The sequence below is a fragment of the Cellulosimicrobium funkei genome, assembly GCF_001019615.1.
In the GTDB taxonomy this organism is placed as follows: domain Bacteria; phylum Actinomycetota; class Actinomycetes; order Actinomycetales; family Cellulomonadaceae; genus Cellulosimicrobium; species Cellulosimicrobium cellulans_E.
Map to the genome: position 1 here is coordinate 1 of NZ_JNBQ01000059.1, position 13,950 is coordinate 13,950.

13 protein-coding genes are annotated in these 13,950 nt (G+C 75.3%); 4 read left to right on the forward strand and 9 right to left on the reverse strand.

The genetic code is table 11. The annotated features are described in order from the left end of the window. Together FB00_RS22515 and FB00_RS20130 are read left to right on the forward strand one after the other, a co-directional pair. A partial coding sequence (locus FB00_RS22515) for a hypothetical protein (protein WP_047234705.1) occupies positions 1-1,890 on the forward strand: 1,890 nt, incomplete at its 5' end. Between the two features lie 65 nt (positions 1,891-1,955). Further along, positions 1,956-2,795, forward strand: coding sequence for a DNA-formamidopyrimidine glycosylase family protein (locus FB00_RS20130; protein ID WP_047234706.1), 840 nt, complete (start codon positions 1,956-1,958; stop codon positions 2,793-2,795). Positions 2,796-2,846: 51 nt separating this feature from the next. Here the strand turns inward: FB00_RS20130 and FB00_RS20135 are convergent, their stop codons facing one another. The 4 genes from FB00_RS20135 to FB00_RS20150 form a co-directional block, all read right to left on the reverse strand. Continuing rightward, a complete protein-coding gene (locus FB00_RS20135) occupies positions 2,847-3,188 on the reverse strand; it encodes a helix-turn-helix domain-containing protein (protein ID WP_047234712.1) in 342 nt (113 codons plus the stop codon). 358 nt (positions 3,189-3,546) lie between these two features. Beyond that, positions 3,547-4,101, reverse strand: a complete 555-nt coding sequence (locus FB00_RS20140) for a CinA family protein (protein ID WP_047234707.1) — start codon at positions 4,099-4,101, stop codon at positions 3,547-3,549. Then, positions 4,098-4,727, reverse strand: coding sequence for a CDP-diacylglycerol--glycerol-3-phosphate 3-phosphatidyltransferase (gene pgsA / locus FB00_RS20145; protein WP_052877822.1), 630 nt, complete (start codon positions 4,725-4,727; stop codon positions 4,098-4,100). The genes FB00_RS20140 and pgsA overlap by 4 nt, the downstream gene beginning before the upstream one ends. Before the next feature lie 101 nt (positions 4,728-4,828). Further along, on the reverse strand, positions 4,829-7,663 hold the full coding sequence (locus FB00_RS20150) for an FtsK/SpoIIIE family DNA translocase (protein ID WP_082141551.1): 2,835 nt from the start codon (positions 7,661-7,663) through the stop codon (positions 4,829-4,831). Between the two features lie 143 nt (positions 7,664-7,806). Between FB00_RS20150 and FB00_RS20155 the strand changes: the two genes are divergently transcribed. Next, positions 7,807-8,742, forward strand: a complete 936-nt coding sequence (locus FB00_RS20155) for an MBL fold metallo-hydrolase (RefSeq protein ID WP_052877823.1) — start codon at positions 7,807-7,809, stop codon at positions 8,740-8,742. Between the two features lie 68 nt (positions 8,743-8,810). On the opposite strand, the gene FB00_RS20160 is transcribed toward FB00_RS20155, so the two are convergent. Continuing rightward, positions 8,811-9,176 (reverse strand): Imm51 family immunity protein, encoded by a 366-nt coding sequence (locus tag FB00_RS20160; RefSeq protein ID WP_052877824.1) that lies wholly within the window; start codon positions 9,174-9,176, stop codon positions 8,811-8,813. An 85-nt stretch (positions 9,177-9,261) separates the two neighbouring features. Then, the gene (locus FB00_RS20165; RefSeq protein WP_047234708.1) at positions 9,262-9,672 is read right to left on the reverse strand and encodes a hypothetical protein; all 411 of its coding nucleotides are present in this window, start codon (positions 9,670-9,672) and stop codon (positions 9,262-9,264) included. A 109-nt stretch (positions 9,673-9,781) separates the two neighbouring features. On the opposite strand from FB00_RS20165, the gene FB00_RS20170 reads away from it, so the two are divergent. Continuing rightward, a complete protein-coding gene (locus tag FB00_RS20170) occupies positions 9,782-10,360 on the forward strand; it encodes a TetR/AcrR family transcriptional regulator (protein ID WP_047234709.1) in 579 nt (192 codons plus the stop codon). 19 nt (positions 10,361-10,379) lie between these two features. Here FB00_RS20170 and FB00_RS21395 read toward each other — a convergent pair whose 3' ends face one another. The 3 genes from FB00_RS21395 to dapA all read right to left on the reverse strand — a co-directional run bounded on the left by FB00_RS21395 (position 10,380) and on the right by dapA (position 13,887). After that, on the reverse strand, positions 10,380-10,976 hold the full coding sequence (locus FB00_RS21395) for a DUF4328 domain-containing protein (protein ID WP_197088871.1): 597 nt from the start codon (positions 10,974-10,976) through the stop codon (positions 10,380-10,382). A gap of 230 nt (positions 10,977-11,206) precedes the next feature. Continuing rightward, complete coding sequence (locus FB00_RS20180; RefSeq protein ID WP_047234710.1) at positions 11,207-12,892, reverse strand: ribonuclease J; 1,686 nt, start codon at positions 12,890-12,892, stop codon at positions 11,207-11,209. Between the two features lie 50 nt (positions 12,893-12,942). Then, complete coding sequence (dapA, locus tag FB00_RS20185; protein WP_047234711.1) at positions 12,943-13,887, reverse strand: 4-hydroxy-tetrahydrodipicolinate synthase; 945 nt, start codon at positions 13,885-13,887, stop codon at positions 12,943-12,945. Positions 13,888-13,950: the final 63 nt, after the last annotated feature.

Sequence of the window (13,950 nt, forward strand, 5' to 3'; positions counted from 1 at the left end):
GACCGGGCGCAGCAGTGGGCGGTCGTCGAGGACGCCGGGCGGCTGCGCGACGCGCTGGGCGTCGCGCTGCCCGTGGGCATCCCCGAGGTGTTCACCGAACCCGTCCCCGACCCGCTGGGCGACCTCGTGCGCCGGCACGCGCGCACGCACGGCCCGTTCACCGCCGCCGACGTCGCCGCACGCCTCGGCCTGGGCGTCGCCGTCGTCCTGCAGACGCTCGAGCGGCTCGAGGGTGCCCGGCTCGTCGTGCGCGGCCGACTGCGGCCGGAGTCGATCGGCGGCACGGGCGACGACTGGTGCGACGCCGAGGTGCTGCGCGTGCTGCGGCGCCGCTCGCTCGCGGCGCTGCGCGCGGAGGTCGAACCGGTCCCCGCGGAGACGCTCGGCGTCTTCCTGCCGCGGTGGCAGGGACTCGGGGCGCTCCGCGGGACGGACGGCCTGCTGCGCGTCGTCGAGCAGCTCTCGGGGGCGGCCGTGCCCGCCTCGGCTCTGGAGACGCTCGTCCTGCCGTCCCGCGTCACCGACTACACGCCGACGATGCTCGACGAGCTGACGACGACCGGAGAGGTCGTCTGGTGCGGTCATGCGGCCCTCCCGGGGTCCGGTGGCGGCGACGGGCTCGTCAGCCTGCACCTCGCGGAGTGGGCGCCGCTCACGCTCCCCGACCCCGGGCCGGCGCCCGAGGCCGGGCTGCACGCGACCCTCCTCGACCTCCTCGACGGCTCGGGCGGGTACTTCCTCCCGCGCCTCGCGGAGCGGGCGGGCGCGGACGTCCGCCCGACGCTCGAGGCGTTGTGGGACCTCGTGTGGTCCGGCCACGTGACGAACGACGGGCTCGGCTCGCTGCGCGCCCGGCTCGGTGCCGGGGGCGGCGCCCACCGCGCACCCCGGGCGCCGGCGCGCGCGCGTCCGGTCGGGCGCGGGCGGTTCGCCGGGCTGCGCCCTCCGGTCTCCCCCGACACGACCCTGCGCGGGGGTGCGGGCCGCTGGTCGGCGCTGCCCGCGCGCGAGGCCGACCCCACCCGCAGGGCGCACGCGCTCGCGCGCGTCCTGCTCGACCGCCACGGTGTGCTCACGCGCGCCGTCGCGCCCGCCGAGGGCGTGGCGGGATCGTTCCGCGCGGTGTACCGGGTGCTCAGCGAGCTGGAGGCGACCGGGGCGGCGCGGCGCGGGTACTTCGTCGAGCACCTCGGCGGCTCGCAGTTCGCGCTCCCGGGCGCGGTCGACCAGCTCCGGACCGACGGGCAGGACCGCGAGCGCGCGCTCGAGGCGGCCGCAGCCCGCGGGCTGCGCCGCGCACCCGGCGGCGGCCTCGCCCCGGCGCCCGGGGACCCGATGCTCGACGACCCGGTGCTCGACGACCCGGTGCCCGGCGGCACCCGGCCCGCGCGCGGCGGTCCGCGCCCGGGCGCCGTCCTCCTCGCCGCGACCGACCCCGCCAACCCGTACGGCGCGGCGCTGCCGTGGCCGGCGCGACCGTCCGCCGTCGGGCCGGGTGCCGCGACCACGCCGACCGTCGCGGCGCACTCCGGCGGCGGTGCCGCGCCGACGGACCGCGCCGTGACCGGTGCCGACACGTCGCGCGGGCACCGCCCCGGGCGCAAGGCCGGGGCCGTCGTCGTGCTGAGCGACGGCGACCTCGCGCTGTACGTCGAGCGCGGGGGCCGGTCCGTCCTGTCGTTCGTCGACGGCCCGCGGCTCGCGGAGGCGAGCGCCGAGCTCGTCCGGGCGGTCCGCGCGGGCAGGCTCGGCAAGGTCGTCGTGCAGCGGGTGGACGGCGTCGAGGCGCTGGCCGGCGCGGGCACGACGGCCACGTCCGCCGACGACGCGGTGCGCGCCCTCCTCGACGCCGGGTTCCGCGCGACGCCGCGCGGGCTGCGGGCGGCCTGAGGTGACGGCCGAGGGCACGGGACGCGCGCGCCGCCGTCCGCGCGCGACCGCCAGGGGGTGCGGCCGTGCCCGAGGGTGACATCCTGCGCCTCGTGTCCGCACGGCTCGACGAGGCCCTCGCCGGCCGGGTCCTCGTGCGCGCGGAGCTGCGCTGGCCGAGCGCCGCCGAGGTCGTCCTGACCGGCCGGACGGTCGTCGAGAACGTGGCGTACGGCAAGCACCTCTTCACACGCCTCGACGACGGCCGGTCGCTGCACACCCACCTGCGCATGGAGGGGTCGTGGCGCATCGCGCGCACGGGTGCGCGGGACGCGCGCGGCGCGGAGCCGAACGTGCGCGTGGTGCTCGCGAACGAGTGGTGGACCGCGGTCGGGAACCGGATCGGCATGCTGCACGTGCTGCGCACCCCGGACGAGCGGGTGATCGTCGGGCCCCTCGGACCCGACGTGCTCGGCGACGACTTCCCGGAGACCGGCCTGCCCGAGGCGGTCGCGCGCATGCGGGCCGACGACGCGACGGGCGGGAGCGGCCCCCGGCACCGGCCGGAGCGGGCCGCGACCGGCGTCCCCGTCGCGGAGGCCCTCCTCGACCAGCACCTCGTCGCGGGGATCGGCACGATCTACACGGCCGAGTCGCTCTTCGCCGAGCGCGTCTACCCCTGGACGCCCGTGCGCGACGTCGAGGACCTGGAAGGGCTCCTCCTCACCGCCCGGGCACTCATGCAGCGCACGGTGCGGCACGGGTTCGACCCCCGCGCCGGCGTCGTGCGCCACGTGCACGGGCGCACACGAAAGGCGTGCCACGTGTGCGGCACGCCTGTCGTCGAAGGTACGGCGAACGAGCCGCCGTACGACCGTCCGGTCTTCTGGTGTCCCTCGTGCCAGGCGCAGCCCGCGGGCCGGTGACGGCGGCGTCGCTGCCCCGGCACCTGCTCCGGGCCTACCCGGCGTGGACCGTCAGCCGACGGGCTGAAGGTCCTCTCGTCGTGCCGTGCCCTCGGGGTTCTGCCGTCCGAGCACCGCGGTCGCGAAGTCGGCCGGGATGGTGTCCGGGATGAGCAGACCCTCGGCGACGGCGACCCGGTCGCTGACCTCGCGCAGCACCAACGACATCGGGATGTCGAGCGCCTCGCAGATCGAGCCCAGGAGCTCCGACGACGCTTCCTTCTGACCGCGCTCGACCTCGCTGAGGTAGCCCAGCGAGACCCGTGCGGCCGAGGACACCTCTCGCAGGGTGCGCCCCTGTCGCTGGCGAGCGTCTCGCAGCACGTCCCCGATCTCTCGTCGAAGAACAATCATCTGGCGACCCCCTTCCGTGTCCCGTGCGCCCCCGGGAGCCGGTGTGGCCCCCACCTGGGTGCGCGAACTGCTCGTGCCGGTCTTCCTGTTCACTGCCCCGCGTGACGGGGTCGTCCTACCGTACCCCGCCCGCGGTCCGATCACGTCTCCGGTGCGGCGTGCCGGACCGGCCGTCGGCGCGTTGTCCGTGCGGCCCACCGGTCGGTTGACGGTCCTGTTGGCGATCACGTGCTGTGCAACGCCCCGACGTGGGGCCTTGTTCCCGCGGCCGCCTGCCCGGCGAACTCCCCGCGGCACGTTCACGACCTCTCCACGCGCCGCATCGGAGACGGCGGCCGCCCGGCAGGGCGACCGCAGATCACCCGCCGATTTCACCCGGCCTGCCGTCGTCCGCGGCGGGTCCGTCGACCACCCCACGGGCGAGGTCGATCGCCGCAGCGACCGTCCCGGCGCGGACGGCCGCACGCTCGCCGGCCAGGTGCATCCGCCGCACGCGCGTCCCTCGCGGACCGCTCGCCGCGACGAACACCGTTCCCGGTGGCTGGCCGTCCTGCGGGTCCGGTCCCGCGACGCCCGTCGTCGCGACCCCCACGTCCGCACCGAGCACGACCCGCACCCGTTCCGCCATCTGTCGCGCGACCTCCGGGTGGACGGCCCCGTGGGCGGCGAGGAGGCCGCCGTCGACCCCGAGCACGGACTGCTTGACGTCCGTCGCGTAGGCGACGACCGCGCCCCGGAGCACGCGCGACGCCCCCGGGACGTCGACGATCGTCGCGGAGAGCAGCCCTCCGGTGAGCGACTCGGCCGTCGCGAGCGTCCACCCCCGCGCCTCGAGCGTCGCGAGGAGGCCGACGACCTCGGGTCGCGCGGCCGAGCTCCCCGCCCCCTCGGCGTCGCGCGCCGCCCCGGTCACGACGCCGACGCGCCGTCCGGCGCCGCCCCGCGCTCGGCGAGGCGGGCCGCGCGGATCGCGTCGCGCCGCAGCCGCCAGCCCTGGTAGGCGTACTCGAGCCCCGTCACGACCGTGACGAGGATCGCCGCGGCGAGCACGACCCAGGCCACGACGCCGATCCACCCCGGCAGGTGCGACAGTGGCAGGAGGAAGAGCGTGATCGCGACGGTCTGGAGCACGGTCTTGAGCTTGCCGCCGCGGGAGGCGGGCATGACCGCGTACTTGAGGACCGCGAACCGCAGGAGCGTGACGCCGAGCTCGCGCGCGAGCACGACCACGGGCACCCACCACGGCAGCTCGCCGAGCGGCCACGCGAGCAGGACGAGCGCGGTGCCGACGAGCAGCTTGTCCGCGATCGGGTCCAAGAGCTTGCCGAGGTCCGTGACGAGGTCGTACTTGCGCGCCAGGTAGCCGTCGAGCCGGTCCGACGTCGCAGCCAGGACGAAGATGCCCGTCGCGACGAGCCGCCAGGTGACGGACTCCCCGCCGTCGACGAGGAGCGCCCACGCGAAGAACGGGACGAGCAGGATCCTCGCCATGGTGACGAGGTTCGCGGAGTTCCACGGCGAGGGGACGGCGTTGACCACCCGACCAGCCTAGGGGGTCCTCAGGGGTGCCCCGACCCTCGTCCGCCGCCGCGGCCGCGCGACACCGTGCCGGGCGGGCTCGGTGGGCACGCGGTGCGCGCTCAGCGCCAGCCCGGCTCCACGTCGGCACCGTCGTGGTAGTCCGTCGCCACCGGCGGCATGTGCCCGTCGGTGCCCTCGCCGTAGTCGTGCCCCGCGCCGCCGCCCGGCGCCGCGGCGGGCGCCGGCGCCTGGCCGTCGAAGACGTCCTGCGCCGGCTCGCCGCGGATCAGCGCGAGCGCCGACGGCAGCTCCTCCGGCGTCACGAGCACCTCGCGCGCCTTGGACCCCTCGGACGGGCCGACGATCTCGCGCGACTCGAGGAGATCCATGAGGCGACCCGCCTTGGCGAACCCGACCCGCAGCTTGCGCTGGAGCATCGACGTCGAGCCGAACTGGGAGGTCACGACGAGCTCCGTCGCCTGGAGGAGCAGGTCGAGGTCGTCGCCGATGTCCTCGTCGACCTGCTTCTTCGCCGCGGTCTGCGTGACGTCCTCGCGGTAGACCGGCTTGAGCTGCCCCTTGACGTGCTCGACGACCGAGTGCACCTCGGACTCCGAGACCCACGCGCCCTGGACGCGCATGGGCTTCGCGGCGCCCATCGGGAGGAACAGCGCGTCACCCTGACCGATGAGCTTCTCGGCGCCCGGCTGGTCGAGCACGACGCGCGAGTCCGCGAGCGAGGAGGTCGCGAACGCGAGCCGCGACGGCACGTTGGCCTTGATGAGGCCTGTGACGACGTCGACCGACGGCCGCTGCGTCGCGAGCACGAGGTGGATGCCCGCGGCGCGCGCGAGCTGCGTGATGCGCTGGATGGACGCCTCGACGTCGCGCGGGGCGACCATCATGAGGTCCGCGAGCTCGTCGACGACGACGAGCAGGTACGGGTACGGCGCGATCTTGCGCTCGGAGCCCGGCAGCGGCTTGACCTTGCCCGAGCGCACGGCGGCGTTGAAGTCGTCGATGTGCTTGTACCCGAACGCCGCGAGGTCGTCGTACCGGGCGTCCATCTCCCGCACGACCCAGTCGAGGGCCTCGGCGGCCTTCTTCGGGTTGGTGATGATGGGCGTGATGAGGTGCGGGATGCCCTCGTAGATCGTCAGCTCGACGCGCTTGGGGTCCACGAGCACCAGGCGCACCTGCTCCGGCGTCGAGCGCATGAGGATCGACGTGATCATGGAGTTGATGAAGCTCGACTTGCCGGCGCCCGTCGCGCCCGCGACGAGGATGTGCGGCATCTTCGCGAGGTTCGCGACGACGTAGCCGCCCTCGACGTCCTTGCCCACGCCCATGACCATGGGGTGCTCGGTCCGGCGCGCCGCCGACGAGCGGAGCACGTCGCCGAGCACGACCGTCTCGCGGTCGGTGTTGGGGATCTCGATGCCGATCGCCGACTTGCCGGGGATCGGTGCGAGGATGCGCACGTCCGCGCTCGCGACCGCGTAGGCGATGTTGTTCGAGAGCGACGTGATGCGCTCGACCTTGACCTTGGGACCGACCTCGACCTCGTAGCGCGTGACCGTCGGTCCGCGCGTGAAGCCGGTGACCTTCGCGTCGACCTCGAACTGCTCGAACGTCTGGGTGAGCGCCTCGACGACGCGGTCGTTCGCGGCCGACCGGACCTTGTGCGGCGCACCCTTGGCCAGGGAGTCCTCGTTGGGCAGGAGGTAGACCGTGTCGCCCTCGAGCATCGGCTGCACGCCGCGCGGCAGGGGGCTGCTCGGCGGGGGCGGCGGGACGCTGCCCGCGCCGTCGGCGGGGTCGGGCGCGACGGCGCTCATCGCGGCGGCCGCGGTGTCCTGCGCGGTGCCCTGCCCGACGGCGGGCACGGCCTCGGTGGGCGCGGTGCCGGGCGCCGGGTCCTCCCCGCGGCGCTTCTTGCCCCGGCCGCGCGCGGAGTCCTCCTCGTAGTCGAGGAACGCCGCCGTCTCGAACGCCTCGTCGCCGGAGAACCCGCCCTCGGGCTTCTCGATCTCGGCGGCCTCCGCCGCGCGCTGCGCCCTGGTCTTCCGGGGCTTGCGCGGGCGACGGCCCGCCGGCACGTCCGTGCCGTCGTGGCGCGAGACGCCCTCCGCGAGCGCGAGCCCGTCGGCGTCCAGCGCATCGTCCTCCGCGCGGTGGTTGCCCGTGAGCACGTCGTAGAGGCCGCGCAGCCGGCTCGGGATCCGGTGCACCGGCGTCGCGGTGACGACGAGGAGCCCGAAGAACCCGAGCAGCAGGAAGATGGGGACGGCGAACCAGGGCGTGAGCCCGGTGGTCACGGGCGTCGCGGCGAGGTAGCCGACGATCCCGCCCGCGTCCTGCACCGCCTCGAAGCCGTCGCGCGGCGCCGGGAGGTCCTCGGAGATGTGCACGAGCGAGCACACCGACACGACGATGAGCGTGAGCCCGATCGCGACGCGCGAGTTCGCCTGCGCGCGCTCGGGGTGGCGCATGATGCGCACGGCGAGCCAGAGCAGCAGGACGGGCACCGCGACGCCCGCGAGGCCGAACGTGCCCGCGACGACGCCGTGCACGACCCTGCCGAACGTGCCCTCGATGCCCCACCACTCGCGGGCCGCGACGACGACCGCGAGGGCGATGAGGAAGAACGCGACGCCGTCGCGCCGGTGTGCCGGGTCCAGCTCTCTTGCTCCCTTTCCGATGGTGCGCACGAGCGCTCCGAGGCCGTGCGCGGCGCCGAGCCAGACCGTCCGCACCGCGCGGACGGGCCACGGCGGCCCCGACGCCGGGCGCCGGGCGGGCCGGCGCGCGCCGGAGGAGGTGGACCGCCCCCGACCGGTGCCGGCGCGCGACGTGCCGCGGGCCGAGGACGAACCGCCGCGCGCCGAGGTGCGGGGCGCTGGTGTGCGGTTGCTCGCGGTCCGACGTGCCTGCGGGGACGTGCGGGTCGCCATAGTGGTCCTAACCTACCTGCGGGGGACGACACGGACGCGGACCCGGCGGCGCGTGTCCCCGCCGGAGTGCTGCCGGGCGGCCGGCGACCCCGCGAGCGACGCCCGTGACCGACGACCCGTGAGCGACCAGGACCGGAGGAACCGTGCACGAGCCCACGCACGCCGAGCGGAGCGACGTCCCGAGCGACGCACCGGGCGGCGGACCGAGCGAACCACCGACCGACCGGGCCACCGCCGCCCGGGTCGGGTCGGCGGACGCGCCCCGAGCGCGCGACCTCGTCGAGACGGCCCCGGGGGTCTGGGTCGCGACCGCGGAGATCTGGACGACCACGTCGACCGTCGTCACCACGCCGGACGGCGAGGCGCTCGTCGTGGACCCGGCGGTGACCGTCGCCGAGGTCGAGGGGCTCGCCGCCGCGGTCCGGGCGCGCGGCTGGCGGGTGACCGCCGGGTTCGCGACGCACCCGCACTGGGACCACGTGCTGTGGTCGCCGGGGCTCGGCGACGCGCCCCGCTGGGCGACGGCCCGCACCGCCGACGCGACGCAGCGGCGGCGGGCCGCGGTGCTCGCGTCGACCGAGGCCGCCGCCCCCGGCCACGACCCCACCCTCGTGGGCGCGCTGACCTCGCTCTCCCGCGGCGCGCGCCGGCTCCCCTGGCCCGACGCCGCACCGACCGGCCAGAGGACGGTGACCGTCGTCGAGCACGACGCCCACGCGCCGGGCCACGCCGCGCTCGTGGTGCGCACGCCGGACGGGTGCGTGCTCGTGGCGGGCGACATGCTCTCCGACGTCGAGGTGCCGCTCGTCGACACCGACGCCCGCGACCCCGTCGCGGTCTACCGGGGTGCGCTCGACGCGCTCGAGCTCGCCGCGCGCGACGTGGACGCGCTCGTCCCGGGTCACGGGAGCCCCGCCCTCGGACGCGCGGCGGTCGCCGCGCGTTTCGCGGCCGACCGCGCCTACCTCGACGCCCTGGACGCCGCTCTGCGCGGCGGCACCCTGCCCGACGACCGCCGGCTCACGGGCTACGTCGCCGAGTGGCACGACGCGCAGGTCGAGGCGCTGCGCTCGCGCTGAAGCCGCACCACCCTCCCACGGGCGGTGCAGGGGCGAGCCGGAGCGCTGCCGACGCAGGTCGCCGGGGCTCAGTCGTCGAGCCCGAGCTCCGCGGACCGGGCGAGCGCCGCGTCGAGCTCGTGCTCGTCGGTGACCAGGCGGTGCAGGTGCCGTGCCGCGGCGTGCAGGGCGCCGAGGTCCGACCCGTAGACGCTCACCATGCCGCCCTCGGGATCGAACCCGACCGCGTCCAGGACGCTGGGCTCGTGGTCGGTCAGCGTGGCCCGCAGCGCGCCGGAGAAGTCGTACCCGGAGCCCTCGATGCCGTGCCGCTCGAGGGCGCCCTTGTGCTGGTGCCACTCCGGGCCGCCGGGCGAGTAGATGATGCTCCACCCCTGCGCCTGGGTCACGAGGTGGACAGGGGCGAGCGGGGCGAAGTCCTCGGCGTTCGTCATACGGGAAACGTAGCGCTGACCACCCACGACGCCGCGGCGGACCTCCGGCGACGCCGGCCGGGCCCGAGCCCGGGCCCCACCGTCGTCAGCCGAGGAAGAGCCCGACCGCGAGCGTCACGACGCCCGCGGCGAGGACCACGCCGCCCACAGGGAGCAGCACGACCGCCCGGTTCGGCGCCTCGCGCCCCGAGCCCACGGCGGAGAGGAAGAACCCCGCCGGCAGGAGGATGGCGGCGACGAGCACCCCGGTGGCGGCGAGCCACCGCCAGAAGCCCTCGAGGGAGGTGGCCTCCGTGAGCAGCAGGCACACGAGCCCCAGGATGACGAGCACGCCCGCGTGCGCGTGCCCTGCGCGGAAGAAGGAGGCCTGGAAGCCCGTCGCCGGCACGCGCCGCGTGACGACCTTGACGAGGAACGCGCCGCCGGACTCGATGCCGACGACCGTGAGGAGGACGACGCCCGCGGTGATGCGGGCGGCGTCGGTGAGCTCGAGCACGGGACCTCCTGAGGTGGCGGGACACTCGGCGCGCGGCACGCCGCGAGTTTCCGAACATTGTTATAGAACAGCGTTCGCAAACCCGTGTCAAGCCCTCTAGACTCGTCGCGTGGCACGACCTCGACTGCACGACGACGCCCTGCGCGACCGCCTCCTCGACGTGGCGTCGCGAGCCATCTCCGAGCACGGCGAGGGTGCCGTGACGGTCCGCTCGGTGGCGACGGCCGCGGGGACGAGCCCGTCGGCCGTGTACGCGCTCTTCGGCAGCCGCGACGAGCTCGTGGCCGCCGTGTCGGCGGAGGGCTTCCGGCGGTTCGCGGCCAGCCTGGCGGCCGTCGGGCGGACCGACGACCCGGGTGCCGACCTCGCCGCGCTTGGCCGCGCCTACCGGGGGTTCGCCCTCGCGGACCCGCACTTCTACGCCGTGATGTTCGCGCGCGGGGTCCGGCCCGCCGCGGACCGCCCGCGTGCCGTCGAGGAAGCGACGTTCCTCGTGCTGCGCGACGCGGTCGCACGGCTCGTGCCGGACGCGACGACCGCCGACGACGTCGCGCTCGGGCTGTGGGGCCTCGTGCACGGCCTAGTCTCGCTCGAGCTCGCCGGCCTCGTCCCCGGCGACGACGCGGAGCGCGCCGAGCATTACGCGAGGGCCACGGCCACGGTCGGGCGCACCCTCGCGGGACGCTGACAGGTCCCGCCAGCGGCGGTCAGGACCAGCTGGGGCCCGCCACGGGGGCGGGCGCGACCGCCCGCTGGCCGTCGCCCACCTCCCGCACGACGCGCGCCCACAGCACGGCGGCTACGACGAGAGCGACGGCCGCGACAGCGTCCAGCACCGGAAGCGCCGACCAGACGTCCGGCGAGTCCGACCTCATCAGCCGACCGCCGGCGTTCGCGGCGAACCCTCCGACGAGCCAGGCCGCCCACCAGCCGCCCAGCCCCCGACGCTCCGTCCGGAGCGTCGCCGCGCGGACGTCGCGCACGACCTGGAGGGGGAACCACAGGGACACGACGGGAACGATCCATCCCAGCCAGACCCAGACGCGCGAGCGCGCGTGCGACCACCACGGCGTCGCGGCCTCGGCGAAGCGCCGGGCACGCCAGAGCCACACGACGGTGACGATCCCGGCCGCGAGCTGGACCACTCCGAACAGCAGGGCGACGGTGTCGTACGCCGCGAGCACGGCCGTCGACACGCTCCGACCACGGACGAGATCGTGCAGCGTCGAGACCACGGGTACGGCGAGCGCGGCCTGGACCACCGCTCCCCCAGCGACTGCTGCGGCGAGGGCGACGGACGCCACGCCCAGGCCACGGGGCACCGGTCGCGGTGACCCGGCGGGCGTCCCCGGTACCCCGGCATGACCGGCGAGAACGGGGGCGGCGGCAGGGAAGGAGTGCGGCGACGGAGCGCCGGCGGGGTGCGGGGAGGACATGGGCGGTCTCCTGACAGCTCGGACGGAGCGCCAGGATAGGGGTACTTCGCCCCATTCCGGGCCGGTCGACCGAGGGGCGACCGGCCCGGGGGCTGGTGCTACGCCTCGACGACCACCGGGACGATCATCGGGCGGCGCCGCAGTCGGTTGGAGACCCACCGCCCGATGACGCGGCGCATGACCTGCTGGAGCTGGTGCGTGTCGGTCGCTCCGCCCGCGATCGCGTCCTCGAGCGCCTTGACGACCTCCGGCTGGATGTCCTGGAACACCTTGTCGTCCTCGGCGAACCCGCGCGCGAGGATCTGCGGCCCGGCGAGCACCTTGCCGGTCGCGGAGTCCACGACGGCGAAGACGGACACGAAGCCCTCCTCGCCGAGGATGCGCCGGTCCTTGAGCTCGGCGTCGGTGATCTCGCCGACGCTCGACCCGTCGACGTACACGTACCCGCACGGGACCGCGCCGACGACCGACGCCTTGCCGTCGACGAGGTCGACGACGACGCCGTCCTCGGCGAGCACGACCCGGTCGGCCGGCACGCCCGTGCGGACCGCGAGCGCCCCGTTCGCCACGAGGTGGCGGACCTCGCCGTGCACCGGCATGACGTTCTTGGGCTTGAGCACGTTGTAGCAGTAGAGGAGCTCGCCCGCGCTCGCGTGCCCGGACACGTGCACCTTGGCGTTGCCGCCGTGCACGACCCTCGCGCCGAGGCGCGTGAGCCCGTTGATGATGCGGAAGACGGCGTTCTCGTTGCCCGGGATGAGCGACGACGCGAGGATCACCGTGTCGCCGTGGCCGACCTGGACCTTGTGGTCCCCGTTGGCCATGCGCGACAGCGCCGCCATGGGCTCGCCCTGGGAACCCGTGCACATGAGCACGATCTCGTCGTCGCGCAGCGAGTCGACCTTCTTGAGGTCGATGAGCACGCCCTCGGGCACGTGCAGGTACCCGAGCTCGGCCGCGATCGTCATGTTGCGGACCATGGACCGCCCGACGAGCGCGACGCGGCGCCCGTGGTGGTGCGCGGCGTTGAGGACCTGCTGCACGCGGTGCACGTGCGAGGAGAACGACGCGACGATGATGCGCTTCTCCGACGCGGCGAACACGTTGTCGAGCACCGGGCCGATCTCGACCTCGGGCGTGACGAACCCCGGGACCTCGGCGTTGGTCGAGTCGACCATGAACAGGTCGACGCCCTGCTCGCCGAGGCGCGCGAACGCGCGCAGGTCGGTGATGCGCCCGTCGAGCGGGAGCTGGTCCATCTTGAAGTCGCCCGTGTGCAGCACGGTCCCGGCACCGGTCGTCACGGCGACCGCGAGCGCGTCGGGGATCGAGTGGTTGACGGCGACGAACTCGCAGCGGAACACGCCGAGCTGCTCGACCTGCCCCTCCTTGACCGCGAGGGTCACGGGCGAGATGCGGTGCTCCTTGAGCTTGGCCTCGACGAACGCGAGCGTGAGCTGCGACCCGACGAGCGGGATGTCGCGGCGCAGGCGCAGCAGGTACGGGACGGCGCCGATGTGGTCCTCGTGGCCGTGCGTGAGGACGATCGCCTCGATGTCGTCCAGCCGGTCCGCGATGTAGTCGAAGTCCGGGAGGATGAGGTCGACGCCGGGCTGGTTGTCCTCGGGGAAGAGGACGCCGCAGTCGATGACGAGCAGGCGCCCGTCGTACTCGAGGACGGCCATGTTGCGGCCGACCTCCCCGAGCCCGCCGAGGGCGACGATGCGCAGCCCTCCGGTGGGGAGCTCGGGAGGCAGGGAGAGTTCGGGGTGGGGATGGCTCACGGGGCCTCCTGTCGTGGCTGAGCCGGGGGTTTCGAGGGCTCCTGCCCTCGCTAGTTCGTGGGTGCGGCGGTGGCCGCCGCGGCGCTCGCGCCGACGAGCACGCCCGCGGCGGCGAGGGCGTCGCGGACCAGCGCGACGTCGTCCTCGGTCGCCGCGACGTTCGGCAGGCGCAGGAAGCGGTTGTCGGTGAGGCCGAGCAGCTCGACGGCGGCCTTGGCCATCACGGCCTGGAAGCCCGCGCCGTTGAGCGCGTCGATGACGGGCGTCGTGGTGAGGAAGACCTCGAGCGCGCCCGCGTGGTCGCCCGCGTCGAAGCGGCGCACGACCTCGGCGAACGGCCCGGCCACCGCGTGCCCGGAGACGGAGACGATGCCGGCCGCGCCGTGCGCGAGGAACGGCAGCAGCAGGCCGTCGTCGCCGCTGTAGAACGCGAGCCCGGTCGCGGCGGCGAGCTTGGCGGCGGCGTACACGTCGCCCGTCGCGTCCTTGCTCGCGACGACCCGGTCGTGCGCCGCGAGACGCGCGTAGGTCGCGGGCGCGATCCGCACGCCCGTGCGCCCGGGGACGTCGTAGAGCATGACGGGCAGGTCGGTCGCGTCGGCGATCGCCGTCACGTGCCGGTACACGCCCTCCTGGCTGGGGCGCGAGTAGTAGGGCGAGACGACGAGGAGCCCGTCGGCCCCGGCCTCGGCCGCCTGCTCCGCCATGCGCAGGGCGTGGTCGGTGTCGTTGGACCCGGCACCGGCGACGACCGCAGCGCGGTCGCCGACCGCGTCGACGACGACCCGCACGAGGTCCTGCTTCTCGGGCGCGTGCGTCGTCGGCGACTCGCCCGTCGTGCCGCTCAGCACGAGGCCGTCGTTCCCGTCGTCCACCAGGCGCTTCGCGAGCCGGGCCGCCGCCGCGAGGTCGACGGCGCCGTCGGGCGTCATCGGGGTGACCATGGCCGTGAGGACGGCACCGAACGGGCGCGCGGGGGTGGCGGGAAGGACCATGTGCACAAACTACCGTGCGGCGGGTCCCCGCCACCGCGCCCGTCCAGGCCCGGTGCCCGGCCC